The 2,223-nt window shown below is 69.8% G+C and carries 4 protein-coding genes and 1 pseudogene; 2 read left to right on the top strand and 3 right to left on the bottom strand.

From position 1 onward, the window contains the following. Together JD276_RS15630 and JD276_RS15625 are read left to right on the top strand one after the other, a co-directional pair. Nucleotides 1-501, top strand: a 501-nt coding sequence (locus JD276_RS15630) for an arsenate-mycothiol transferase ArsC (RefSeq protein ID WP_372432874.1), incomplete at its 5' end; no start/stop codon positions are given. 15 nt (nucleotides 502-516) lie between these two features. Beyond that, nucleotides 517-921: an arsenate reductase ArsC gene (locus JD276_RS15625; protein ID WP_200116588.1), complete on the top strand. Its 405-nt coding sequence runs from the start codon at nucleotides 517-519 to the stop codon at nucleotides 919-921. A 146-nt stretch (nucleotides 922-1,067) separates the two neighbouring features. Here JD276_RS15625 and JD276_RS15620 read toward each other — a convergent pair whose 3' ends face one another. From JD276_RS15620 to JD276_RS15610, 3 genes and pseudogenes are all read right to left on the bottom strand, one after another. Then, nucleotides 1,068-1,376 (bottom strand): hypothetical protein, encoded by a 309-nt coding sequence (locus JD276_RS15620; protein ID WP_200116587.1) that lies wholly within the window; start codon nucleotides 1,374-1,376, stop codon nucleotides 1,068-1,070. After that, entirely contained in the window at nucleotides 1,373-1,927 is a 555-nt protein-coding gene (lspA, locus tag JD276_RS15615) for a signal peptidase II (protein WP_024356154.1), read from the bottom strand. The genes JD276_RS15620 and lspA overlap by 4 nt, the downstream gene beginning before the upstream one ends. Further along, nucleotides 1,924-2,223: pseudogene (locus JD276_RS15610) on the bottom strand (heavy metal translocating P-type ATPase); the annotation flags it as partial. The gene lspA and the pseudogene JD276_RS15610, both read right to left, overlap by 4 nt.

Raw genomic sequence — 2,223 nt, 5'->3', positions numbered from 1 at the left:
GGCCTGGTGCGGTCGGCGAAGCTGACGCAGCACATGATCCCGCTGACCGAGCGCTTCGCCCGCCAGCGCCTCGCCGACCTCACCCGGGATCGGTCTTCGGGGGTGCCGCAGGTGCTGTTCGTGTGCGTGCAGAACGCGGGCCGTTCCCAGCTCGCCGCCGCCATCGTCAACCAGCTCGCCGACGGCCGAGTGATCGCCCGTTCCGCAGGCTCGACCCCGGCGTCGGACCTGCACCCGCACGTGCGCTCCCTGCTCGTCGAGATCGAAGGCGAGCAGGAGGCTCGGGATGCGTTCCCGAAGCCGCTGACCGACGACGCCGTCCGCGCCGCGGACGTTGTGGTGACGATGGGCTGCGGCGACGTGTGCCCGATCATCCCGGGTGTCCGCTACGAGGATTGGGCCGTCGGCGACCCCGCCCTCGCCTCCCCGCAAGGGGTCGACGCGATCCGACACGACATCGAGTCCCGCGTCCGCGCCCTCCTCGCGACCCTCACCGACTGAAAGAAGCCAAAGTTCATGACCGTTCAGCAGCCCTCTGTCCTGTTCGTCTGCGTCCACAACGCCGGCCGCTCCCAGATGGCCGCCGGCTATCTCCGCCACCTCGCCGCAGGCCGCATCGAGGTCCGCTCGGCCGGGTCCATGCCCGCCGAGCAGATCAACCCCGTGGCCGTCGAAGCCATGCGCGAGGAAGGGATTGACATCACCGCCGAGCAGCCGAAGGTGCTCACCACCGAGGCGGTGCAGGCCTCCGACGTGGTGATCACGATGGGCTGCGGCGACGCCTGCCCGTTCTTCCCGGGCAAGCGGTACGAGGACTGGAAGCTCGACGACCCCGCCGGACAGGGCATCGAGGCGGTGCGCCCGATCCGCGACGAGATCAAAGGTCGCGTCGAAACGCTGCTGGCGGAACTGCTCGTCTGAGGGACTGCGAGGGACTGCGAGCACGGGAGGGGCAGCGGCCAATGGCCCTGCCTCTCCGCTGTGTTTCCGGGTTTCCTGGTCCCTGCGGCGAACACCGATGTGCCGTGAGGCGTGCGCCATCGATCGCGCTACAGCCCGTTCTTGCTCTACCGGGACGCGCCTCGCAGCGCTGCTTCGATCTGCTCCTGCGTAGGCGCTCCGGCGAATCCGCTTTCCGTCGAGTAGACGCGGCACGCGAGCGAGCGGACCGGTGCTGTCGGGAACAGGTCGACGCCGTCGACGAGGATCGTGGGCGAGCCTCCGAACCGGGTGCTTACCGCCTCGGCCTCGGTCCGGATCGTGACCAGCTCGACAGGCACGGCCCTGAATCCAAGAGCGTCCAGTGCTGCGCGCGCGTTGGCTTCGGCCACGTCCGTGTTCGGGCAACCGACAATGTGCAGCAGCTCGACCTTCATGCGGCATCCTCGAATCGCGCGTCGTTCGACGCCCGGTCCGGGCCTGGCGGGAGAAGGTTCAGGCAGACCAGGCCGACACCGGCGACGACGAAGACATCGGCGACGTTCCCGACGAACAGGTCGCCGTAGGCGAGGAAGTCCGTGACCTGCCCCTGTCCGAAGGAGGGCGGGTTCAGGAGCCGGTCGACGAGGTTGCCGACCGCGCCGCCGAGGACCAGGCCCAACGCGGCACCCCACCGCGCGCCACGCAGCCGCACAGCGAACACAACTACCGCGATGGCGGCGAGGAGGCCGACGAGGGTGAAGATCCAGGTGGACCCGGAGCCGAGCGAGAACGCGGCTCCGGGGTTGTAGACCAGGGACAGGCCGAACAGGTCGCCGACCAGCGGAACCCGCTCGCCAGAAGTCAACTGCGCCACAGCGAGGGCCTTCGACCCCTGATCGAGGGCCACGGCGAGCACGGCGACCGCGAGGGCGACGCCGAGTGCCCTCCGACCTTTCGGGGAGGGCGGACTCGTCCCCTCGGCGACGACGGTGCCCTGCGCGGTCACGCGATCGACTTCCTGGTGCGCGCGGCGCGCAGCCCGTTGAGGATCACGATCACCTCGGCGATCTCGTGCACGAGCACCACGGCCGCGAGGCCTAGGACGCCGAACAGGGCCAGCGGCAGCAGGACGGTGATGATCAGCAGCGACAGGATGATGTTCTGGTTGATGATGTGCCGTCCCCGGCGGGCGTGGTCGAACGCGCGCGGGAGCAGGCGCAGGTCGTGGCCGGTGAAGGCGACGTCGGCGGACTCGATCGCGGCGTCGGAGCCGGTCGCGCCCATCGCGATGCCGATGTCCGC

Source organism: Leucobacter chromiisoli, from assembly GCF_016522505.1.
GTDB classification, from domain to species: Bacteria; Actinomycetota; Actinomycetes; order Actinomycetales; family Microbacteriaceae; genus Leucobacter; species Leucobacter chromiisoli.
Note: the sequence above shows the minus strand (reverse complement) of the source record. Positions and strands in the feature narration are given on the sequence as shown.

Excerpts from the sequence above, each read along its gene's own strand:
- JD276_RS15625 (WP_200116588.1), top strand. The coding sequence starts at position 517 with ATGACCGTTCAGCAGCCCTCTGTCCTGTTCGTCTGCGTCCACAACGCC.
- JD276_RS15620 (WP_200116587.1), bottom strand. The coding sequence starts at position 1,376 with ATGAAGGTCGAGCTGCTGCACATTGTCGGTTGCCCGAACACGGACGTG.